This is a genomic window from Pseudomonas sp. P4_B4 (genome assembly GCF_056402255.1).
In genome coordinates this window covers 1-21,310 of record NZ_JBFUHS010000028.1, presented here as the reverse complement: position 1 = coordinate 21,310, position 21,310 = coordinate 1, and the positions used below count along the sequence as shown (strand labels likewise).

General features: G+C 57.1%; 20 protein-coding genes, 5 pseudogenes and 1 riboswitch. Of the genes and pseudogenes, 18 read left to right on the top strand and 7 right to left on the bottom strand.

The genetic code is table 11. The annotated features are described in order from the left end of the window. Positions 1-549: 549 nt before the first annotated feature. Both AC1DVE_RS24305 and AC1DVE_RS24300 read left to right on the top strand, forming a co-directional pair. A pseudogene (locus AC1DVE_RS24305) lies at positions 550-780 on the top strand (GNAT family N-acetyltransferase); the annotation flags it as partial. A 131-nt stretch (positions 781-911) separates the two neighbouring features. Next, positions 912-1,337 (top strand): GNAT family N-acetyltransferase, encoded by a 426-nt coding sequence (locus AC1DVE_RS24300; RefSeq protein ID WP_223459383.1) that lies wholly within the window; start codon positions 912-914, stop codon positions 1,335-1,337. A 458-nt stretch (positions 1,338-1,795) separates the two neighbouring features. Here AC1DVE_RS24300 and AC1DVE_RS24295 read toward each other — a convergent pair whose 3' ends face one another. Continuing rightward, positions 1,796-2,809, bottom strand: a complete 1,014-nt coding sequence (locus AC1DVE_RS24295; RefSeq protein ID WP_223459385.1) for an FAD:protein FMN transferase — start codon at positions 2,807-2,809, stop codon at positions 1,796-1,798. 360 nt (positions 2,810-3,169) lie between these two features. Between AC1DVE_RS24295 and rsxC the strand changes: the two genes are divergently transcribed. After that, a complete protein-coding gene (gene rsxC / locus AC1DVE_RS24290) occupies positions 3,170-4,570 on the top strand; it encodes an electron transport complex subunit RsxC (protein ID WP_223459388.1) in 1,401 nt (466 codons plus the stop codon). Further along, positions 4,567-5,520, top strand: coding sequence for an RnfABCDGE type electron transport complex subunit D (locus AC1DVE_RS24285; RefSeq protein ID WP_223459389.1), 954 nt, complete (start codon positions 4,567-4,569; stop codon positions 5,518-5,520). Before rsxC ends, AC1DVE_RS24285 begins: the two co-directional genes overlap by 4 nt. Positions 5,521-5,558: 38 nt before the next feature. Here AC1DVE_RS24285 and AC1DVE_RS24280 read toward each other — a convergent pair. Then, positions 5,559-5,717: pseudogene (locus tag AC1DVE_RS24280) on the bottom strand (transposase); the annotation flags it as partial. Between the two features lie 207 nt (positions 5,718-5,924). Further along, positions 5,925-6,272: a hypothetical protein gene (locus tag AC1DVE_RS24275; RefSeq protein ID WP_223459391.1), complete on the bottom strand. Its 348-nt coding sequence runs from the start codon at positions 6,270-6,272 to the stop codon at positions 5,925-5,927. Positions 6,273-6,456: 184 nt separating this feature from the next. Between AC1DVE_RS24275 and AC1DVE_RS24270 the strand changes: the two genes are divergently transcribed. The 3 genes from AC1DVE_RS24270 to AC1DVE_RS24260 are packed head-to-tail and all read left to right on the top strand — an operon-like array spanning position 6,457 to position 10,619. Next, positions 6,457-7,365 (top strand): peptidyl-prolyl cis-trans isomerase, encoded by a 909-nt coding sequence (locus tag AC1DVE_RS24270; RefSeq protein WP_223533710.1) that lies wholly within the window; start codon positions 6,457-6,459, stop codon positions 7,363-7,365. Beyond that, complete coding sequence (locus AC1DVE_RS24265; protein ID WP_223459395.1) at positions 7,365-8,363, top strand: HupE/UreJ family protein; 999 nt, start codon at positions 7,365-7,367, stop codon at positions 8,361-8,363. The genes AC1DVE_RS24270 and AC1DVE_RS24265 overlap by 1 nt, the downstream gene beginning before the upstream one ends. A 39-nt stretch (positions 8,364-8,402) precedes the next feature. Next, the gene (locus AC1DVE_RS24260; RefSeq protein ID WP_223459397.1) at positions 8,403-10,619 is read left to right on the top strand and encodes a DUF3604 domain-containing protein; all 2,217 of its coding nucleotides are present in this window, start codon (positions 8,403-8,405) and stop codon (positions 10,617-10,619) included. A 309-nt stretch (positions 10,620-10,928) separates the two neighbouring features. Here AC1DVE_RS24260 and AC1DVE_RS24255 read toward each other — a convergent pair. Then, a pseudogene (locus AC1DVE_RS24255) lies at positions 10,929-11,331 on the bottom strand (MerR family transcriptional regulator). Between the two features lie 76 nt (positions 11,332-11,407). On the opposite strand from AC1DVE_RS24255, the gene AC1DVE_RS24250 reads away from it, so the two are divergent. The 9 genes from AC1DVE_RS24250 to AC1DVE_RS24210 all read left to right on the top strand — a co-directional run bounded on the left by AC1DVE_RS24250 (position 11,408) and on the right by AC1DVE_RS24210 (position 18,555). After that, a complete protein-coding gene (locus tag AC1DVE_RS24250) occupies positions 11,408-11,527 on the top strand; it encodes a mercuric transporter MerT family protein (RefSeq protein ID WP_263287431.1) in 120 nt (39 codons plus the stop codon). 7 nt (positions 11,528-11,534) lie between these two features. Further along, entirely contained in the window at positions 11,535-11,753 is a 219-nt protein-coding gene (locus tag AC1DVE_RS24245; RefSeq protein ID WP_223459398.1) for a GDCCVxC domain-containing (seleno)protein, read from the top strand. A gap of 741 nt (positions 11,754-12,494) precedes the next feature. After that, complete coding sequence (locus AC1DVE_RS24240; RefSeq protein ID WP_223459400.1) at positions 12,495-13,277, top strand: transporter substrate-binding domain-containing protein; 783 nt, start codon at positions 12,495-12,497, stop codon at positions 13,275-13,277. A gap of 55 nt (positions 13,278-13,332) precedes the next feature. Next, positions 13,333-14,061 carry an ABC transporter permease gene (locus AC1DVE_RS24235; protein ID WP_223443181.1) on the top strand — a complete coding sequence of 243 codons (729 nt, stop codon included), beginning with the start codon at positions 13,333-13,335 and terminating at the stop codon, positions 14,059-14,061. Then, complete coding sequence (locus AC1DVE_RS24230) at positions 14,058-14,768, top strand: ABC transporter permease (RefSeq protein WP_046031502.1); 711 nt, start codon at positions 14,058-14,060, stop codon at positions 14,766-14,768. The genes AC1DVE_RS24235 and AC1DVE_RS24230 overlap by 4 nt, the downstream gene beginning before the upstream one ends. A gap of 16 nt (positions 14,769-14,784) precedes the next feature. Beyond that, positions 14,785-15,549, top strand: coding sequence for an ABC transporter ATP-binding protein (locus tag AC1DVE_RS24225; protein WP_046048975.1), 765 nt, complete (start codon positions 14,785-14,787; stop codon positions 15,547-15,549). Between the two features lie 174 nt (positions 15,550-15,723). Beyond that, positions 15,724-16,668 carry a chromate resistance protein ChrB domain-containing protein gene (locus AC1DVE_RS24220; protein ID WP_223536139.1) on the top strand — a complete coding sequence of 315 codons (945 nt, stop codon included), beginning with the start codon at positions 15,724-15,726 and terminating at the stop codon, positions 16,666-16,668. Further along, positions 16,661-18,019, top strand: a complete 1,359-nt coding sequence (gene chrA, locus AC1DVE_RS24215; RefSeq protein ID WP_223459404.1) for a chromate efflux transporter — start codon at positions 16,661-16,663, stop codon at positions 18,017-18,019. Before AC1DVE_RS24220 ends, chrA begins: the two co-directional genes overlap by 8 nt. Before the next feature lie 83 nt (positions 18,020-18,102). Next, the gene (locus AC1DVE_RS24210; protein ID WP_223459406.1) at positions 18,103-18,555 is read left to right on the top strand and encodes a chromate resistance protein ChrB domain-containing protein; all 453 of its coding nucleotides are present in this window, start codon (positions 18,103-18,105) and stop codon (positions 18,553-18,555) included. A gap of 180 nt (positions 18,556-18,735) precedes the next feature. On the opposite strand, the gene arsN2 is transcribed toward AC1DVE_RS24210, so the two are convergent. After that, positions 18,736-19,209, bottom strand: coding sequence for an arsenic resistance N-acetyltransferase ArsN2 (gene arsN2, locus AC1DVE_RS24205; RefSeq protein ID WP_223536156.1), 474 nt, complete (start codon positions 19,207-19,209; stop codon positions 18,736-18,738). A gap of 145 nt (positions 19,210-19,354) precedes the next feature. Here arsN2 and AC1DVE_RS24200 point away from each other — a divergent pair. Next, a pseudogene (locus tag AC1DVE_RS24200) lies at positions 19,355-19,648 on the top strand (HAD family acid phosphatase); the annotation flags it as partial. Between the two features lie 375 nt (positions 19,649-20,023). On the opposite strand, the gene AC1DVE_RS24195 reads toward AC1DVE_RS24200, so the two are convergent. Both AC1DVE_RS24195 and crcB read right to left on the bottom strand, forming a co-directional pair. Next, complete coding sequence (locus tag AC1DVE_RS24195) at positions 20,024-20,365, bottom strand: DUF190 domain-containing protein (protein ID WP_223460615.1); 342 nt, start codon at positions 20,363-20,365, stop codon at positions 20,024-20,026. Positions 20,366-20,379: 14 nt separating this feature from the next. After that, on the bottom strand, positions 20,380-20,760 hold the full coding sequence (crcB, locus tag AC1DVE_RS24190) for a fluoride efflux transporter CrcB (protein WP_095964982.1): 381 nt from the start codon (positions 20,758-20,760) through the stop codon (positions 20,380-20,382). A gap of 142 nt (positions 20,761-20,902) precedes the next feature. Next, positions 20,903-20,964, bottom strand: a riboswitch (Fluoride riboswitch). A gap of 72 nt (positions 20,965-21,036) precedes the next feature. On the opposite strand from crcB, the pseudogene AC1DVE_RS24185 reads away from it, so the two are divergent. Further along, positions 21,037-21,310: pseudogene (locus AC1DVE_RS24185) on the top strand (hypothetical protein); the annotation flags it as partial.

The window sequence follows — 21,310 nt, the reverse complement described above, 5'->3', positions numbered from 1 at the left end:
CAGCCGAACACCGAGCCTTCTTGCGCAGGAAGGCAGATTGCATGAGGGATATAAAGGACGATCGGTTCGAGCATTGTCAGGCCTATTGTTGTTATGGGGTAAAACGCCATGCGGGCTCGATGGAACAGTCCGCCACGACGACACGCCTCTTGTCTACCCAAGGTAAGCCAGCAGGCGCCGCGCCGATATCGAGATGAACAGCATCCGTTGAGGGGAAAACTTCAACCCGGCTAAAGGTTTCCCTTAGTCGACTCAAAAGCGCAGGGCACACAGTGGGAGATGGCGAGCCTGTATTGCATAAGCCTTCCTTTAGCGAGGTCTTGTTGTTGGATGGGCCCTAAACTAGCGATTGCAATGCCCGCCAACCTCCCCGATTGCGCAGGCGATTCTCCAATTGCGCAGCCTGATGCAGACCGCCTGAGCACTGCCGCTGCCGTTCCACCAGCGTCACGTTCTTCCAGACCGATCCCCCTTCCATCAACGCCACTAGCCTTGGGACTCAGCTAAAGTACTGATTCATGGAGCTTAGAGACGAGCAATGAAACTGAACCACAGGCCAGAGGAGTGGCCACGTTTATCGTAGAGACCATGACCGGCTTGGCATTCGAGCGTTACGGAGCCAACGAGGTGCAGATTTTCTGTTTCAACGAAAACACGGCAGGGCTGCTGCTCTACCCCAAGCTTGGGTTTGTGCCTTATGCCATTGAGGAGCGACCTTCTTTGGGAAACGGCCGATCGGCCCTCATGCACATGACGCGCAGCAGAAGCTCGACAGGTTGAATACACAGCCAGAGGCGGCCATTCAGGCCATCGGAAAAACCGACAACTTGATGTATTCACTGATCACACCATGGGGTGACAGGAATGGGATGCCTTGTCGACCCAGTTACTCACCGCTCAGGGAGAGCGCCATGTCTGTAGAAATCCAGTTTTCTGAAAATGCTACCGAAGCAGAGCGGCTGGGAATTTTAACCCCGTTGCTGGCCCATAACCTGGTCAACGGTGGAGACGACGCACATGAAACATTTGCTCTGTTGCTACTAGACCCTGACAGTAACGAAGTCATTGGCGGACTGTACGGCAAGGTCTCTTATCGATGGCTGCTCATCGATCTTGTCAGCGTTCCCGAGTCGATGCGTGGCCAGGGTATCGGAGAACGGCTAATGCGCATGGCCGAAGAAGTCGCGCAGAAAAAGCACTGCATTGGTATCTGGCTGGAGACTTTCAGCTTTCAGGCACCCGGGTTTTATCGAAAACTTGGTTACTCCGAATTCGGACGCCTGGCAGATTATCCACCGGGACATACCCGGCTCTATTACCAGAAGTCGTTGTGCTGACCGCGTTTTGGATCTTGGGCCGATAGCTGCGCTTCGTAGCAGGCAGCAATCGGCTGTGGATTCAACCGGTCGATGCAACAGATTGGCTAAATCGTTCAGCGGGTGTTTCGTAGTCTAGTGTTTTCCGAGGGCGGCTATTTCGAAGATGCCTATTCATTGGCTGAGAGCGGGATAGTTGAACAGATCAATCGAGAGCTGCTTGAGTTTATTGCCCAGTTTCAAGACTGCTATTGGTTCGAGAGCGTGCTTGGTCGATAACGCTCTAGTTTTTAGGTTGGCTCCGAGGTTATGTGTCTAGACGACATTGGCGAATAACGTAACCGTCCAGGCATCCCGTCTGGACTGACCCCGCCAAGCTAAGAGATGGTGTCCACCTATTCAAGTGGACACCATCCTGGTCGCTCCGTGACGCGCCGCGCATTAACGCTTGGTCGACCGGTAGGCGAGGCTTCCTTCAACTACTGCTTCGTCTTGCCCTGCTCGGGAAACAACGACTCGAATCGCGGCGTCGCACGGGCAACGAAACCCTGCCCCTGGCGCATGATGAAATAGGCAGCGAGGTCATGCCGCTCGGCGAAGGCATAGCCTTCCTCCGGGCCGAGCACCATCAACAGCGTAGACAAGCCATCGGCATGCAGCCCCGAAGGGTCGACCACCGTCACTGCCGCCAGCGCGTGATTCACCGGCCTGCCGACGCGTGGATCGAAGGTGTGCGAATAGCGCTGGCCACCTTCCTCGAAATAGTTTCGATAATCGCCGGAGGTGGAAACGCTGTAGCCATCCAGTGCAATGGCGCGCTCCACTTGCTGCTCGCTTGCGCCGCTCGGCACCTCCAGGGCGATGCGCCAGGGCGAGCCATCCGGCTTGCGGCCGACCGCCTTGAGTTCGCCGGTGATCTCGACCAGATAGGCCTGGATACCCATGGCCGAAAGCCTATCGCCGACCCGATCCACCGCATAGCCGGCGACCATGCTGTCGAAATCCAGTTGCGCCGCCACATCCTTGCACAGCTTTTCGCCATCCAGGCGCAAGTGCTGATGCCCTACCCGTGCCCGCTCCCGTGCCAGCGCGCCAGCATCCGGCAAGTGCTCCCCCCGTGACTGCGGACCGAAGCCCCAGAGGTTCATCAGTGGCTGCACCGTCAGGTCGAAAGCCCCGCCACTCTCGCGGAACAGAAACTCACCGTACGCCAGCAAGCGATGCATATCTTCCGGCAACGCCTGACAGGCGCCGGCCGGCAGATCGTTGAAGCGGGAAACCACGGAGTCGCCGCGCCAGTTGGAAAACTGCTGGTCGAGCTCTCCGAGTATCGTCTCGACTTCGGCCTTTACTCGCTGCGAGTCGGGCGTCTGCGCGGCGGGTACGTACTGGATCGAATAAGTGCTCCCCATGGTCGGTCCGGAAACGCGCTCGATCCGTTCGCCACAGCCATACAGCAACGTCAACAGCATCACCAGCAGGCTTACGCGCATCAATCAACACCTCTCTGATCCCGGCTGCCCCTTCGCGGCGCGCTTTTTTACCCAAACTGCGGGCACCACTGCTTACAAGAGATTAAAGCTGCATTGCCGGAAATAGCGCCCGGCACGCCCCGCACGTTGGCGCTACCCGCCCCGATCACTGCCTGACCGCTCCCACGCTCCCGCACGGGATGACCAACCGTCCATCAGCAAGCCTGATCAAAAAATGAACAAAACCTCCATTCGGCACTCTGAGTTCCGCGGGTGATCAATTGTCCCCCTCCCTTTCCGCTCCACGTCCCGGAAGCAAAAAAAACATTATGTGCATTAGCGCATAGGGGTGTTTTTTGCCAAAAAATTGGAGGACAGAAAATGTCTAGCCATTCGTTGCAGAGCGTCGAACGCATGCAGAGCCGCGTCCGCGCCCAGCGTCAGCCGCAACAGAAACCCTTCTGGCGCAGCCTGCTGGCCATCGCCTCACCCTCACAGCGTAGTTGGCACGGAGGGATCGAGCTCAGGGGCTACAAAGAATTATCCAACGCCACGCCGGTTGCCCCGGTCGCGGTCGAAAACATACAGCTGGCGATTCCGCTCGAGCGGGGTCGCCGGTCTGTCCAGCCTTGCGTGCAGCCGGGACAGCATGTGCGCAAGGGCGAGGTGATCGGTATTGGCGATGACAACACCCCTTGGGTGCATGCCAGCACCTCCGGCATCGTGGAACGGATTGATCTCGCCTTCGCGGCCGACTCGGCCGAGCCGGTCATGGCCGTCATTCTGAACGCAGATGGTCTGGATGAGTGGATCGAACGCCCAGTGCTGGGGCTACCGCAAACGCCCGAGGCGCTGGTCGAACGAGCATTGCAGATGGGCATAGTCGGCCTTGGTGGGGCGGGTTTCCCGACGGCCCTCAAGCTGGCCGGCGCCCAGCAACCCGATCTTCTGCTGATCAACGGTGCCGAATGCGAGCCCTTCCTTACCTGCGATGACCGTCTCATGCGCGAACGTGCCGAGGCGCTGATCGAGGCCGCCGACTATGTCGCCGCACTGATGGGAATAACGCTGACCCGCTTCGGTATCGAAACCAACAAACCTCAGGCGATGGCCGCGTTACGCGCCGCCGCTCGCCAGGCGCGCACCCGGGTCGAGATATGTCCGCTACCGGCGCGTTACCCGGCAGGGGGGCAGCCATTGATGATCAAGAGCCTTAGTGGCCGCAACCTGGCGCCAGGAACCCTGCCCGCCGATATCGGCGTACTGGCGCTGAATGTCGCGACGCTCTACGCACTGGGCCGGGCCATCTTCCACGGCGAACCACTGGTAAGACGCGTGCTGACGCTGACCGGGGACTGCGAGCGCCCCGGGAATGTCCTGGTGCCGGTGGGTTACCCGGTCAGCGCACTGCGCGCAGTTGCTGGCGCGGCCCCCGAAGGCCAGTTGACCCAGGTCGGCGGGCCGATGATGGGACAGCCGTTACCGGACCCCACTGCCGTCATCAGCAAGACCAGTAGTTGCCTGATATTCGGCGCCGAGCGCTACTTGCCGGCACCTCAGCCCGCAGGCAGTTGCATTCGCTGTACGCGCTGTGTGGATGTCTGCCCGATGTCGCTCAGACCGCTGGATCTCTACGCTGCTGCCGAACGCCTTGACAAGGCCAGCCTGCAGGAACTGCGATTGGATGCCTGTATCGAATGCGGCAGCTGCAGCAGCACCTGCCCGAGCAATCTGCCGCTGCGCGAACGTTTCCGCCAGAGCAAGACGGAGCTACGTGCATGAGCCTGATACTCCGTCCTACCGCGCACCGACAACTGCGCACAATGATGCTGCTGGTCAGCCTGTGTCTCCTGCCGGGCACCGCCCTGTACGCCTGGCAATTTGGCATCGTGGTCTGGTTGCAGACCTTCTGGTGCGTGCTGCTCGCCCTGGGCTTCGAAGCCGGCCTGCTGCGCCTGCGCGGACGTAATGTCCGCGAGGGTTTGAGCGACCTGAGCTGGCTGGTGCTAGGCCTGATACTGGCTCGGGCATTGCCGCTGCTGGTGCCGCTGTGGATGATCGCCCTGGCCAGTTTTGCCGCGCTCGCACTGTGTAAACACGGCAGTGGAGGCCTGGGTCGCAACCGCCTCAACCCCGCCATGGTTGGCCTGGGGATCATCGCTATCTGCTTCTACCAGCAATTGTACCCAGCGCCTTCGAACTATGCCCCCTGGACTCTCACCCTGGACGCCAAGGCGGTTCTTCTACAACAGTTGCAGCTGGCGCCACGCCTTAACCTCGATGCGTTCGCCGGCGCCACTCAGTTGGCCAAGAACCAGTTCACACTGATCACCCCCAATCTGTCGGGGTACGGCTACATTGCCGGCGGTTTGCTACTGGCAGTCCTGCGGGTGATCCGAATCGAGATTCCGCTGGCGATGCTCGCGAGCACAGTATTGCTGTGCCTGGCAGCCGGTCATAGCCTACAGGAAAGCCTGTACAGCCTCAGTCTCGGTGGCTATCTCTTCACCGCCTTCTTCATCGCCACCGATCCGGTCACCAGTCCCGATACACGCGCCGGTCGCATCCTCTTCGGCGTGGCCATTGGAGCGGTGACTGAATTGATTCGCGAATTCGGGCTTTATGCCGATGGTCTCTGCTTCGCCGTGCTAGCCGCCAATCTGCTGGTGCCGCAGATCGACCGGTTGGTGCTGCGCATACAGCGCCCCGTACATACGAACACCTGGCACTGAGAGCGTGCGCAGCGAGTAGCCCGCGCCTCTTCGGCGGGTAAACGCCCCGTCAGCCACATCAACTCGCCGTTGCGCTCGGCCTCGCGTTCTAGCCAGCGGCTGGACTGAATCCGATTGAGATAGCCGTAAATGTAGATCTTCAGCAAGACCGCTGGATGGTAGGCCGGACGCCCCGTTACAGCAGGATCGACACCCTCGGAAAACACTAAACTACGAAACACCCGCTGAACGATTTAGCCAATCTGTTGCATCGACCGGTTGAATCCACAACCAAAAGCAGTCACTGAACTGTTGCCCTGGCTTCGAATCATCAGGAGTACTGCAACCGACAAGGAGTAGATGACCATGCCCCTTAAAACCGCAGGATTTGCCGGCGTCTGAAAACGCATATAGCCAGGCGTTGACTACGTCTGTGAGTTCCTCGTCTGGCTTGTCATTGCTCGAATCAAAAGTACCGTCATGATCCCGTGCAATACGACCACCGGCCACAACAAAACCCCACTCGATTCCCCCGAGATGCCAACGTAGGCGAGATAAAGCGTAACGGCTGCGTTATAGATCAACATCCCGAGCATTGCTGGTCCTGGCCAGCAGGCGATGGCCAATGCGATGAGGGCGATGCCGGCCACGGGGACGATGACGCCCGTCAGTTCAATGCCAAGCAGAAGTTGCCCGATCAGCGACGGGACAAGTATCAGCGCCACACCAGTGGCTGCCTCGATGATCGCGGCGAAAACAAGCAGTCCTTTCATCACATGGGCGCTCCGTCCCGGGCTGTATAGGTGCAAGACTGGACGGCCCTGGGGAAATGGTTAATCCGATTGCTACTAAGCCTTAGTGCTTATCGTGATTAGCCTTGGTGGAAAGTTCCGGTATAGCAGCAATACTCCACTCGGCCGCGAAAACTATTCGCAGTATAGCGTGGGGCAATAAGTCATGAACTTAAGCGTCTGCGAAGCGAAAGAATCTCGACTTTCGTTAATCCAGCGATGCATTCGCCAGCCGTTACTGCACTTTCTGATCGCCGGCTTTGCACTCTTTGTGCTGTACGGAGGTTTACACCGTTCAACCCTTGATCAAGATCCGCAACGCATCGAAATCACCCCTGAAGTTGTTCAGCGGATCGCGATTTCCTGGCTGGCGCGATGGCAACGACCCGCATCGGAGCAACAGTTGCAGGGCCTGATTGAGGAATATGTGAAAGAGGAAATCCTCTATCGCGAAGCACTGAAACTTGGCCTGGATAAAGACGACACTATTATTCGCCGCCGACTGGCGCAAAAAATGGATTTTCTTGCCGAGGATGTAGCGTCACTTCGCGAGCCGGCACCCGGTGTACTTGAGGCCTGGTACAACGAGCATCAGGACCAATATGCCCCGCCGCCACTTTTGACCTTCCATCATTTGTTTTTCGCCTTGGACAAACGTGGTGCGGATGCGCAAGCGCAGGCTCAGTCCGCACTCAGTGGGCTGTCTGACAAGAACAGTGGTGAAGGCGATGCCTTTATGTTTAAAAACGCCTACTCAGAACAATCCCGGGATCAGGTGGCGCGGGTCTTTGGTTCAACATTCGCCATTTCATTGTTCAAGCACACGCCTGGTAGCTGGGTGGGGCCTGTGGAGTCGGGTTTTGGCTGGCATCTGGTGTGGATTGATGCGCTGGCCAAATCACCTCCTCCGCCCTTCGAAACCGTGGCCCAGCAGGTCAAGTCCGATTGGATGTCCGAACAACGCAGCACATCGAAACGCGCGAATTTCGATGCACTGAAAGCACGCTATGAGGTCGTGCTGATGATACCTGCTTCCGCTGGTGTGATTGCCGCCACACACACGGAGCGGCCGTGATGCGGTGCACGGTATGGCTACTGTTGGTGCTCTGGTTCGTGGGGCTAACGGCCATCGCCCATGAGTCGCGCCCCGCTTACCTGGAACTCAACGAAACGGCTGCCGGGCGCTATGACGTACTGTGGCGCACGCCGGTGCTTTCAGGCATGCGATTGCCGATTGCGCTCCGGTTTGCCGAAGGTGTGCGTACCGTCGTTGAGCCCGTGGAAAGCGAGCTGAACGACTCACTGATCGAGCGTCGGGTCATTGAAGCCGGTCCCGCAGGACTGGTCGGGCAACGTATTGAATTCATCGGCCTGCAAGCGAGCATCACCGATGTGCTGGTGCGTGTCTCGCGCCTGGACGGCAGCCTGACGACCACCCTCGTCCACCCTGCGCAGCCCTGGATAGAGATCGCTGCCACGCCGGGAGCGTTCTCGGTGGCCGGTGCATTTCTGGCTCATGGCATCCAACACATCCTGGGGGGCTTCGATCACCTGCTGTTCGTCTTCGGTCTCCTGCTGCTGGTGGGTAATGGCTGGATGCTGGTGAAGACCATCACCGCATTCACCCTCGCCCATTCCGTCACTCTGGCACTCGCTACACTGGGTGCGGTGCGGCTGCCCGGCCCTCCTGTGGAAGCGACGATTGCGCTAAGCATCCTGTTGCTGGCAGTGGAAATCGCCCGCAAGAACCGTGACGAAACCAGTTTCACCCTCCAGTGGCCATGGGTGGTGGCGTTCTGTTTTGGCTTGTTGCATGGCTTCGGTTTTGCCGGTGCGCTGGCGCAAATCGGATTGCCGCAGCGCGACCTGCCGCTGGCGCTGTTCACCTTCAATGTCGGCGTCGAGATCGGCCAGTTGATGTTCGTCGCCGTCGTGTTGAGCCTGCGCGCACTGTTGCTGCGTTGTCGACTGCCACGGCCCGCAGTCCTGTATGCCCGACCGATTGCTTCTTACGGGTTGGGTACGCTGGCTGCCTTCTGGTTTTTCCAAAGAGTCTCGAGTTTCTTGTCCTGAGTTGCACCCTGTCATTGCCGTATTCCGGAGACGTGGAATATGAAAACCCCTACACACTTCACCGCGCCAACACTGTTCGGCTACGCCATGTTAACGGTCAGCACGCTGGCATTGGCAGAGGGCAACCCGGATCGCGAGGTTTACTTTGGCCAGACGCACTCGCACAGCTCCTGGTCGATTGATGCCTACCTGATCGGCAATCACCAGGTCGATCCCGAGCAGACGTACCAATACTCACTTGGGATGCCGATCAAGCATCCAATGGGGTTTGAAGTGCAACTCAAGGGTCGCCCGCTGGATTTCCATGGCGTGACCGATCACTCGGAATACGTGGGCGTGATCGCCCTGGCCAACGATCCGAAGTCAGACTTCAGCAAGCTGCCCATCGCGCAAAAGCTGATTGTCAAAACCCCGGAAGATTTCAACCGGGTGTTCAAATGGATCGCCGGCAGCTTGAGCCACCCGATCAAGGAGCTGATTGATCCGAAGGTTGCCGGCAGTATCTGGCAGCAGAACATCGCCATCGCCGACAAGTACTACAAGCCCGGCAAGTTCACCACGTTTGTTGCCTATGAATGGACCTCAGCCCCCAACAATCAAAACATGCACCGCAATGTGTTTTTCCGCGACTCGAAGAAGGTGCCGGACCTGCCTTTCACAGCCCTCGATTCGGACAAACCGGAAGATTTGTGGGGCTGGATGGACGATCAACGCAAAAAAGGCAACGAGGTGCTGGCGATCTCCCACAATGCCAACCTCAGCAACGGCCTGATGTTTCCGGTGGACGTAGATGACCGTGGCCGCCCCATCGATGCCGCCTGGGCCGAGACGCGGATGCGCAATGAATCCCTTACCGAAATTCACCAGGTAAAGGGCACCTCGGAAACCCACCCCGAACTGTCGCCGACAGACGAATTTGCCAATTATGAAGTCATGAGTTTCCTGCTCGGCATCGACAACAGCACGTCGAAAATCAATGGCAGTTACATCAGGCAAGCCTGGCAAAACGGTATGGCTTTGCAGCAAGCCCGTGGATACAACCCTTACAAAATGGGCGTGGTCGCCGCCAGCGACTCGCACAATGGGGTGATTCCTTATTCGCAGAGCGACAACTTCGGCTCCCACGGCTTTACCGACAGCACCCCGGCGGCGCGTCTTTCCGGCAAACAGAACTCGGGCTTGTTGGCCTTGCAAACCAGCACGTCCGGTTTGGCCGGTGTCTGGGCCGAAGAAAACACCCGTGAATCGATCTTCGATGCCATGAAGCGTAAAGAAGTCTATGGCACCAGCGGAGTGCGCATCCCCGTGCGCATGTTTGGTGGCTGGGGTTTCGACAGCAGTTTGTGGAATGAAAAAGACTGGGTGCATGCCGCCTACGCCAAGGGCGTTCCCATGGGCGGCGACTTGCCGGCAAAACAGGGTAAACAGACGCCGTCCTTCGTGGTGTGGGCGGTCAAGGATGTTGACGATGGCAACCTCGACCGAATCCAGATCATCAAGGGCTGGACCAAAAACGGCCAAACCTTCGAGAAGATCTACGACGTCGCCTGGTCCGGTGATCGCCAACTGGACCAGGCCACCGGCAAAATCCCACCGGTGGGCTCCACGGTCGATGTTTCCAAGGCGACTTACACCAATACCATTGGTGCCACCGAGCTGAAAAAAGTCTGGGTCGATCCGGATTTCGATCCGGCCCGGCACGCGTTCTACTACGCTCGCGTGCTACAGATTCCGACCCCGCGCTGGAGCACCTATGACGCGGCCAAGCTGCAAGTACCGCCGCCGGCCGACGTCTCGGCCACCGTCCAGGAACGTGCGTGGACTTCGCCGATCTGGTACACGCCGACAGTTGAGGACAGCAAGCTTGTCGCTGCTGGCAAAACCATCGATCAGCTGAAAACCGAAGGTGCCAAAGCGCTCACTAACGAGCAGTTGCAAGCCTACGTGGTGGGCAAAACCATCAAGGTGCGCAATACCGTCACCGGCCAGACATTCGAGATCGTCTATGGCACCGAAGGCCAACGCCTGGTCACCAGCGTCGATGGCAAGCCGCCTACGCAAGGTGAATACCTGAACATGCTGCATGACGGCCAGTTTGGCGTGCCGGCCAAATATGAAATCAAGGACGGGCATCTAGTGACAACACTCGGCGGCACACCCTTCGAGGCCACAGTATTCGAGCAAAACGGCAAATACATGGCGGCTCGCAGCAACGAGTTCGGCTATGTGAATTATGAGGTTGAGGAGGTCAAGTAGCGCCGAAGCCAGCGCCGATGTTCTGCATACATCGGTACTGGCAGATTGCCACGAACCGATATTGCCGTAGCTCAGAAAGAAAGCTGTTCGCGAATCGGCCCCAATGTACTTATCCAGACATTGATACTTGAATGGGCACTGTTACCGAAAGCAGTCATCGATGGATGTTCGCGTTGGGTCGATTTCCGTCAGTCGCGACAGGCAACAATCGGCTGAAGCAGTCTTTCCTGACCGCTAGCAAGCAACCTTACTATTACATTGTACGGGTTGCTGGCCTGACGCCTATGCAGGGTGCCCTGCAACCCGGCATCACTCCCCGTTCAGCGCATCGATGATAGGGCATGCGACCCCGCCGCCTGCATCGCATTGCCGCACCAGTCCGCCCAGCACCTGCTGCATTGCTGCATTGCTGCAAGGTCGGCCATCTTTTGCTCGATCAGGGCCAGCTTGCGCACGGCCAGTGCCCGAGTCTCGCTACAACTGCAGGCCGCATCCAGTGTCAGCAGTGCGCCCGCCTCATCCGGCGTGAATCCCAGCGCCTGTGCCCGCTTGATAAAGCGCAACCGTTTGACCTGCTCCGGTAACAGCGCCGATAACCGCTGAGCGGCTTTGGCGGCTCATCCAGCAAGCCACGTCGCTGGTAATAGCGAATAGTCTCGATGTTCACCCCGGCAGCTTGCGCCAACTTGCCGATACTCATTCCTGTCGCCATCACACGCCCCTTGATTCTGTACCTAGGTACGGAATGTAAAGTGACTCTAGGTTAGATCGATTCAATGGAGAAGACGATGGTTCAACAAATCGGCAAAGGTTCGCTGGTCGCGGGCGCATTGGCCGCTATTAGTGCGTCGGTGTGTTGTATCGGGCCACTGGCACTGTTGGCGCTTGACGTCACCGTGCACAAGTGAGGCAACCGTGAGTGCCGTCATCCTCGAATCCGTGTTGACCTGCCCACATTGCGGTTTCGCCAAGCAGGAAACCATGCCCACGGACGCCTGCCAGTTCTTCTACGAGTGTGGCAGTTGTAAAACGCTGCTACGCCCGAACCCAGGTGACTGCTGTGTGTTCTGTTCGTTTGGAACGGTGAAGTGCCCGCCGCTCCAGGAGCAGCCCGGATGCTGTGGTACGGCTTAACCTATGTTTATTCGGTTTATTAGACGCCCCTAAAGCGCCTAAAACGGTGGTTATGGGAGGTTAGTGTCATGTGGAATCACTCTCTGATGCTCGTGGTTATCTACCTGACTATCACCCTCAGCATCGGCTGGTTGTGTACCATTGCTCTCCTATATTGGCTTTGATCCAATGGCAGAAGTGCCGCTGCAATCATTCACGAAACTGGACAACAGCTTCACTCCCGCCCACTTCTATCGATCCTTTGTCAATCACCCCACGCTCGCCACACACCAATAGCGGCAATGGACCAAGTCAGTACGATGAGCACCGCAGCAAGCTTATTCACTGGGCGCTTCAAATTTCTAGCCTCCCGCTCAGCCGCTTTGAGCTGACACTCCTGCAGCACTGCTATTGGCATCAGCCGAATGGCAAGCAGAATGCCAAGTGGCAAAATAATCACGTCGTCCACGTATCCAAAAGTCGGCGCCCTTAATCTCACACTTTGTTACCGCATACCCCAGCCGGGTGTAAAAACCTGCTTCGGTAACAGCCTGGCAGGCTGCCTCACCCCCTGCGCTCACCTGCCTGAAAAGCCCGTCCTAGAGCGCTTTACGCGCTTTATCAAACGCCCAATCCGCGAATTGGCCAGGTGATTGCATATGCTTGTCTGTACAAGTATCTGCGTGTGCATAAGACATTTCGCCACGCAGTACACGCGCTCTTGCGGCACAAGCGCTTTCGATGGTCCTTGGGAATAAAACAATGAAAAAAGCATTTCTCACCCTTTCTGCATTGGCTTTGTGCATGGCTGCCGGTTCTGCGCTGGCCAAGGAGTACAAGGAGTTGCGTTTTGGCGTCGACCCCTCTTATGCGCCGTTCGAATCCAAGGCCGCCGATGGCAGCCTGGTGGGCTTCGATATCGACTTGGGCAACGCGATCTGCGCTGAGCTGAAGGTCAAGTGCAAATGGGTCGAAAGTGACTTCGACGGCATGATTCCCGGCCTCAAGGCCAACAAGTTCGACGGCGTGATCTCTTCCATGACCGCCACGCCAGCGCGTGAGAAAGTTATCGATTTCTCAAACGAGCTGTTCTCTGGCCCGACCGCGCTGGTATTCAAGAAAGGCGTGGCCATCGGCACCGATCCGGCCTCCCTCAAGGGCAAGAAAGTCGGCTACGAGCAAGGCACCATCCAGGAAGCCTACGCCAAGGCCGTGCTGGACAAGGCCGGGGTAGAGACCCAGGCCTACGCCAACCAGGACCAGGTGTACGCTGACCTGATCTCCGGACGCCTCGATGCCTCAATCCAGGACATGCTGCAAGCCGAACTGGGCTTCCTGAAGTCGCCACCAGGCGCCGACTTCCAAGTCAGCGAGCCGGTCGAAAGCCCCCTGCTGCCAGCCAAAACCGCCGTAGGTCTGACCAAAGGCAACGCCGAGCTCCAGGCCTTGCTGAACAAAGGTATCCAGGCACTGCACGACAATGGCACCTATGCGGCCGTCCAACAGAAGCACTTTGGCGATCTGAATCTCTACAGCGGCAAATAATGACCCTGCGCCCATTTGCGGATGGGCACTTTTTTGATTGACGTAGGGCTACTCAATGCTAGAAAACCTATTGCAGATTCTTGGGCTGTCAGGCTTTAGCCTTAAGGGTTTCGGCCCGCTGTTGCTGCAAGGCTCCTGGATGACTGTCAAATTATCCTTTCTGTGCTTGCTGGTGAGCGTTGGCCTGGGCCTGATCGGCGCCAGCGCCAAGCTTTCGAAATCGGCACTGCTGCGCGTCCCTGCGCAGGCCTACACCACGCTGATCCGCGGGGTGCCGGACCTGGTGCTGATGCTGTTGATCTTCTACAGCCTGCAAACCTGGCTGACCAGCCTGACCGAAGCACTGGGCTGGGACTATATCGAAATCAACCCCTTTAGCGCCGGGGTCATTACCCTGGGCTTCATCTACGGGGCTTATTTCACCGAAACCTTCCGTGGCGCCATCCTTGCCGTACCGCGAGGGCAGATGGAAGCGGCTACCGCCTACGGCCTGACCCGCGCTCAGCGCTTTCGCTTAGTAGTGTTCCCGCAAATGATGCGTTTTGCCCTGCCGGGCATCGGTAATAACTGGATGGTGATCCTCAAGGCCACCGCGCTGGTGTCGATCATTGGCCTGGCCGATCTGGTCAAGGTAGCCCAGGACGCGGGCAAGAGCTCCTATCAGCTGTTCTTCTTCCTGATTCTGGCCGCCTTGATCTATCTGGTGATAACCACCGTTTCGAACTACGTCTTGCGCCGGATGGAAATCTTCTACGCCGCAGGCACCCGGGAGGCCGTGCGATGATCGAGCTACTGCAGGAATACTGGAAACCTTTCCTGTTCCAGGACGGCAATCACATCACCGGGCTGGCCATGACCCTCTGGCTGCTCAGTGCCTCGATCTTCTTCGGCTTCGTGATGTCGATCCCGCTGTCGATTGCCCGGGTCTCGACCAATGTCTGGGTGCGCTGGCCGGTGCAGTTCTACACCTATCTGTTTCGGGGTACGCCTCTCTATATTCAGCTGCTGATTTGTTACACCGGCATTTACAGCCTGGCTGCGGTGCGTGCTCAGCCAGTACTGGATGCGTTCTTTCGCGATGCGATGAACTGCACCATCCTGGCCTTCGCCCTGAACACTTGCGCCTACACCACGGAGATCTTCGCCGGGGCCATTCGCAGCATGAACCACGGTGAAGTCGAAGCAGCTAAAGCCTACGGCCTGACCGGCTGGAAGCTGTACACCTACGTGATCATGCCGTCCGCCCTGCGTCGCTCGCTGCCTTACTACAGCAACGAAGTGATTCTGATGCTGCACTCGACCACCGTGGCCTTCACCGCGACCATCCCGGACATCCTGAAAGTCGCTCGGGATGCCAACTCGGCGACCTTCCTGACTTTCCAGTCCTTCGGCATCGCCGCGTTGATCTACCTGGCAGTCACTTTCTCTCTGGTCGGCCTGTTCCGCCTGGCTGAACGCCGCTGGCTGTCTTTCCTCGGCCCGGCTCACTAATTCAGGATGCTTGTTCATGTACAAACTGACCGTTGAAAACCTGCACAAAAGTTATGGCAACCATGAAGTCCTCAAGGGCGTTTCGCTGAACGCCAAGACCGGCGATGTGATCAGCCTGATTGGCGCCAGTGGTTCGGGCAAGAGCACCTTTCTGCGTTGCATCAACTTCCTGGAAACGCCCAACGACGGCGCCATGAGCCTGGACAACCAGCCGATTCAAATGGTCCATGACCACCACGGCATGCGCGTGGCCGACGCCAATGAACTGCAACGCATCCGCACTCGCCTGGCGATGGTGTTCCAGCACTTCAACCTGTGGAGCCACATGACCGTGCTCGACAACATCACCATGGCCCCACGCCGGGTGCTGGGCGTCAGCAAGAAGGACGCAGAGGATCGCGCCCGGCGCTACCTGGACAAGGTCGGTTTGCCGGCACGGGTTGCAGATCAATACCCGGCGTTTCTCTCGGGTGGTCAGCAGCAACGGGTCGCCATTGCCCGTGCCCTGAGCATGGAACCGGAGATCATGCTGTTCGACGAGCCGACTTCGGCCCTGGACCCGGAACTGGTGGGAGAAGTGCTCAAGGTGATCCAGGGGCTGGCCGAAGAAGGCCGCACCATGATCATGGTGACCCACGAAATGAGCTTTGCGCGCAAAGTGTCGAACCAGGTGCTGTTCCTGCACCAGGGGCGGGTCGAAGAGCAGGGTGCGCCCGAGGACGTATTGGGCAACCCCAAAAGTGAGCGCCTGCAGCAATTCCTCAGCGGCAACCTGAAGTAACAAGAGCGCCTTCGAGCGACCGCAGGGTCGCTCGAAGGCGCTGGTTCAACCCTCAAAACACCCGCGTTCAACCTGAGCAATCAGTGTTGCCGGCCTGGTTCCGAAGGGCAGCTTTCCAATCGCAAAAATCAAGAGTAATGTACTTATTACTACATAATAAGTAGCTAACTCTACATGAAAAACTGGTTAACTCTGATTCTTGGTTTACCAACCGCTAATGCCACCGAACGCATGCGAGCCTGGCGTGCTCTGAAAGCTGCTGGCGCCGCGGTTCTGCGTGATGGCGCCTATCTGCTGCCTGATACTGGTGTCTGTCGTGAGGCGCTCGCAGCAGTCGAGCGCGACATCCTGGCCATCAATGGCACCGCATTTATCCTGCCTGTCATAGATCCTAACGGTGAGCGTTTTGTCGAGTTGTTCGACCGTAGCGATGACTACAGCAAGCTACACACAGAGATCGAAGAATGTCGTGGGCAACTCAACCCTGAAAACGCTTTGGCCATCACGAAACAGATTCGCAAACTGCGCAAAACCTACGACCAGCTGACCAACATCGATTACTTCCCAGGTAAGCCGAAGCAGCAGATTGACGCAGCCTTGCAGGAGCTTGAGATCGCCGTCAGCAGAGCCCTGTCTTCAGACGAGCCACACAGCCGCAATCAACCCATAACGGCACTCAACCGTAGCGATTATCAGGGGCGTGTTTGGGCAACTCGTAAGCGTCCTTGGGTTGACCGCCTGGCCTGTGCTTGGTTAATCCGCCGCTTCATTGACCCTAACGCTCAAATCCTCTGGCTGGACACGCCACAGGACTGTCCGGCCGATGCCTTGGGCTTCGACTTCGATGACGCCGCTTTCAGCCATGTCGGCAACCGCGTGAGCTTCGAAACTTTGCAAGCCAGCTTTGAGCTTCAAGAGTCCGGCCTGAACCGCATTGCGGCTTTGGTGCATTACCTCGATGTCGGAGGCTTTCAACCGGTGGAGGCTGCCGGCATCGAGCGCGTGCTCGCAGGGCTACGTGAAACCATTAGCCACGACGACCATTTGCTGGCTGCTGCGAGCGCCATCTTCGACGGCCTGCTCGCCGGGTTTGTGAAAGAGGAACAGCCTAATGAATAAGGCTTTGGCATCAATGGTTGAAGAGGATCTGTCGAGGCCGGAAGCGATCAGTTTGCGTGAGGCGTTTTGGTTTTGGCTGAAGCTCGGCTTTATTAGCTTCGGTGGGCCAGCGGGACAAATTTCGATCATGCACCAGGAGTTGGTAGAGCGGCGGCGCTGGATATCCGAGCGCCGATTCCTGCATGCCCTCAACTACTGCATGTTGCTGCCTGGGCCGGAGGCCCAGCAGTTGGCAACCTACATCGGTTGGCTGATGCATAGAACCTGGGGTGGAGTGATTGCGGGGGCACTGTTTGTGCTGCCCTCATTGTTCATCCTGATCGCTCTGTCGTGGATGTATATCGCGTTCGGCGAAGTACCTGTGGTGGCCGGGCTCTTCTATGGGATCAAGCCCGCCGTGACGGCCATTGTGGTGCAGGCGGCCCATAGGATCGGCTCTCGGGCTTTGAAAAATAATTGGTTGTGGGCGATAGCGGCGGCGTCATTCACCGCAATCTTCGCGTTCAATGTTCCGTTCCCGTTGATTGTGCTGGGAGCCGCATTGATCGGTTATGTCGGCGGACGTCTGGCGCCCGAGAAGTTCAGAACCGGTGGCCATAGCGCTACGAAAAAGTCCTTCGGTCCGGCCTTGATTGATGATGACACCCCGTCCCCGGAACATGCCCGGTTCAGTTGGTTAAAACTGGCAATGCTGGCACTGATAGGCACCGGGTTATGGGCATTACCGATGGGAATATTGACGGTTGTCTTTGGTTGGGAAGGCACCTTGACCCAAATGGGCTGGTTCTTTACCAAGGCGGCATTGCTGACCTTTGGTGGAGCCTACGCTGTGCTCCCGTATGTCTACCAAGGCGCGGTCGGTCACTATGGTTGGCTAACCCCAACTCAGATGATCGACGGCTTGGCTCTAGGGGAAACCACACCTGGGCCGCTGATCATGGTGGTGGCCTTCGTGGGTTTTGTCGGAGCCTATGTCTCGCAAGTTTTCGGGGCCGATCAGGTGTTTCTGGCTGGCGCTGTCGCGGCCGCCTTGGTGACCTGGTTTACGTTCCTGCCGTCGTTCCTGTTCATCCTCGCGGGTGGCCCGCTGGTGGAGTCGACCCACAACGAACTCAAATTCACTGCGCCACTCACCGCCATTACGGCCGCAGTGGTTGGAGTGATCCTCAATCTGGCTTGCTTCTTCGGCTATCACGTGCTTTGGCCAAAGGGCTTGGGCGGCAACCTCGACTGGCCTTCAGCGTTGATCGCGATTGCCGCCGCGATTGCCCTGTTTCGCTTCAAGCGGGGCGTCATCCAGGTGTTGATGGGCTGTGCGCTCGTCGGCTTGGCAGTGCATCTGCTGCGCTAGAGAACACCCGTTGATTAGCAATCTCTGGCGGGCATTGGGCTCGCCCGATCACCCAGCCTACTGAGCTAGGCAGGAGGTGTCTTATGAGGTGGGTTACCCGTGAACGACCCAAGATTGACCGTATTGCCTGTCCTTGGCTAATCAGCCGTTTCATAGATCCACAGCCCGAGTTTCTATACGTGCCCAGCGCCGATGTGCTGCGGGTTGCAGCGGAGAAAGACGCTGCACCCTACGATATTCCCGGCGTTGAGCTGACTCATGAGGGCGAATTGTGCAGTTTCGATGCGTTCCTGAAAAAGTACCAACTCAGTGAGCCAGCCTTGCAGTATCTGGCCAAAATCGTGCGTGGCGCTGACACCTCACACCTGGAGATGACCCCACAATCGGCTGGGCTGTACGCGATGTCACTAGGGTTATCACGGTGCTTTGCCGACGACCATGAAATGCTGGCACACGGTCTGATCATGTATGACGCGCTCTACGCCTGGTGCAAGGAATGCCAAGGTGAATCACATAACTGGCCTCCGCAGATGTGAGGAGACCGGCTCACCGAAGCCCAGCCTGGCGCTGGGCTTTCTACATGAGTGACAGTGATCGTCATTCGGCTGATTGTTGCGCCGGTAAATGTCTGCAATGGGTCGATTGCCCCTTATCGACTGGCATCAATCGGCCAGAAACAGAGATTTGCAGCCTTCGACCTAAAGCACATCAATGACTTACTCAGTACAAGGGGGAACGTTAAGAGACTTGCGCAGATAGCTCGCTGATGCAGGGCACAAATGCTTGAATTGAACTGTCTGGGTGATAGCCGTAGGTGCCTCGTCCCTGCCGAGCAGTTCGTACCCATTGACAGTAAAAAAACCAGTAGCACTTTGGGTCAACAGGTGCAATCGGACTGCACCTTGAGAGACAGCATACCGTTCCAGTTCAGACAACACCGCTTTACCCAGCCCCACTCCACGATACGTCTCACAAACGACTATTGAGCGCAGCAACAGATCGGAACCAGTACCCTCGAGCCCTCCATAAGCAACCCATTTCCCATCCACTTCGAACCGGTAAAACTGTCGATCTGGTTCGCTGACATCACTGTCGGGCAGTCCTGCCTGACTCAATGACTTACGGAGATGATTCAAATCACTCGGCCCTACTTTTCTTATCTCCATTGCCCGCCCTTTTTTCTGGCTCACTGACGTCCAATGCTAGCAGGCTCAAAAGCGGCCACGCAGATGCATCCCTGAAACTGGTGGTTACTCAATTCGCTCCGCCCTTGTTACAAGCAAAGGCAGGAATTACGCCTGATTAATCTAGAAATACGACACCAGCATTGAGCTCAACAAGGAGCCGCGTCAATCAGAGATCGCCAAGGATTACGATGTGGTGGTGATGCTTGGTGACAACCTCAACGACTTTAAGCGCAAGTACTACGTCGCTGACGTTAAACAACGCAATAGCCTTATGACCGAAGACAAAGAGCAGTTCGGCCGCAAGTTTATTATCTTTCCGAACCCTACTGATGGCCACTGGCTCAAAGCAATTTTTGGCGACTCAGAACCACCGGCCACGCCAGAAAACCGTGTTAAATTCAAGGCGGCGGCTAGCTCAACAGCCTGGCAACTTAAGCAATAATCGGGCTGGGTCTGACAGCAGGCTTGAGGAGGCGGTAACCATCATGGCGTCCCCCCCTTAACCAGCCAGGCCAAGATGGGTTTTCTCACTTTTTCTTAGTCGCAGTCGGCCCAAATACCCCGATAGAACGCGACACGTTTTCAGCATCGTAAACGTGTCGCGACATCTGCCATGCCGACATTGGAGATCTGAATCACTCTCGGAGTTGTAGGCACCTTCGAGCATTGAAATGAGGCTCACCAAGAAGCGAATGCCCCAGTTTCACTCATATGACGAAGTCAGACGGGCAGCTATGGGTCGGTTTCAGCCGGTCGTGGCAGGCAGAAATCGGCCAAAAGCAGGCATCTCCTTGCGGCAATCCCACATGCTCACATTTCAACCTACGCGATCGGCTGGATCAGCCCGCATGCCAACGGCTCCAAATTCAATTGGGGCTTTTATGTAGAACAAGGAAATTTCCTCGGCCGCAAGGCGCTCAAACAAGCGAGTGAACTCTTCTTCAGTAATTGCCAGACGGATCTCGGTTGGCTGATCAGCCAGCTCAAAAAAATGCGAGGAATGCAGTTTTCCCGAATGTCCGAAGCCTTCAATACCGGTTGCCAGAGTGGCTCCACGCAGCCCCATTTCTTTGGCCAGATCGACAAGCCAGTCACCGAGCATTTTTCCATGATGACGGCGGTTCTGTTGGGTAAAGAAAATCACCAGAAACCCTTTCATGACTGATCACCTCTTTAGCGTGTGCCAAATTGAAACGAGAGAAGTCCTGCGGCAGTCATCGCCAGTGAGCCAGCGACGTGGAGCGATATGGCACCAATCGCCCAAAACAATCTGCCCTCCTGAATCAAGGTGACAGTTTCAGCTGAGAACGTAGAGAAGGTTGTCAGCCCCCCACAGAAGCCGGTGATGATCAGTAGTCGCCATTCGGGGCTCAGCGATGGCGTTGCGGCTAGGAAGGCAATCGCCAAACCGATGATGTATCCCCCAACCATGTTGGCAATCAGGGTGCCCGGCGGAACAGTTGGGAACAGGGCATTGAGTTTGATACCCAGCAACCAGCGTAACCAGGCCCCAAGTGATGCGCCGATAGCGATAACGAGCAATGACTTCAGCATAGCTGCGCGTCTCCTATCGGCATGAATAGGCGAGAAATCTCTGACAACTGGATGAACAGATGGGGGATGAACGGAGAGATTGAAATCACGATCCTGTCCTAAGTAGGAGGACAGGGCGACACACCTACGCGCCCAGTCCAGGGTTCACGTAGGCATCATCAGCACGAAGGCGGTTAAAGGAGGAATGCCATCTCCTTCAGCCATCCTATATCAGCCCCGCTAAAGGTTTCAAGGTAATACCAAGCTTGAATTGAAGCACTTAGGGCGGGGTCCGTTATGGGTCGGTGGCTGCGTTCGCGACAGGCAACAATCGGCCAAAAGCAGTCGTTTGGGGTACGGAAAATAATTCTGCCCCATTCGTCTGTGAGTCGCTACGAAGGCAAACCATTTCTAAAGCTATTGGATTTCTACGTTTTAAAATCCATCGGCAGGATTGAGCCAGAGCAATTGAACGCCTTGGCTCAACTGGAGCCCAAACTACGCGAGACCTATGCCACCCAAGGAACGTGGTTTGAAATAGTCGCCGAGCAGATGGATCTTCCAGATGAGC